A 499-nucleotide genomic window follows, 5' to 3' on the forward strand; every position below is an offset into this window, starting at 1 on the left:
ATCAATGGCGGCAATGCTTACAATGTCACGGCCGGCAAAGTCGCTTTGAAGGGCACCATCCGCAGCGGCAATGACGCTACTCGCGAGCGCGCCTGGCGCCGGGTTCGCGAGGTGCTGGAGGGCGTCGCGGCCAGCCACGGCGCAAGGGTGAAGGTCGACATCCATCGGGGCGAGCCCGGAGTCGTCAACGATGCCGAGATGGCCGAACTGATCCTTGCCGGCGCCAAGGCCAGCATCGGCGCGGAGAATGCGCTCAACATGCCTGGGTGGAGCATTGCCGACGATTTTGCCTATTACAGCGTGAGAATTCCGTCGGTCTATTTCCGGCTCGACATCCGCAACGAAGACGTCGGATCGGTCTTTCCGCTCCACCAAGCCAAGTTCCGCGTTGACGAGGCAGCCTTGAAAAACGGCGCTCTCACCTTGGTTTCGGCAGCGACGGTGTTTCTGTCGGGGCAGCGGGAAAATCCCGGCGCAAACCGCTAGCTGAATTCATAAC

Annotated in this window: 1 protein-coding gene; it reads left to right on the forward strand. The window is 61.3% G+C overall.

Features of this window, described 5'->3' with window-relative positions; all coding sequences use genetic code 11:
• Positions 1-486 (forward strand): M20/M25/M40 family metallo-hydrolase (locus tag EOA29_RS39690; protein ID WP_145970173.1); only part of this gene is annotated, 486 nt, incomplete at its 5' end.
• Positions 487-499 lie beyond the last annotated feature (13 nt).

Origin of the sequence: Mesorhizobium sp. M1E.F.Ca.ET.063.01.1.1 (assembly GCF_003998155.1) — a bacterium.
GTDB lineage: Bacteria > Pseudomonadota > Alphaproteobacteria > Rhizobiales > Rhizobiaceae > Mesorhizobium.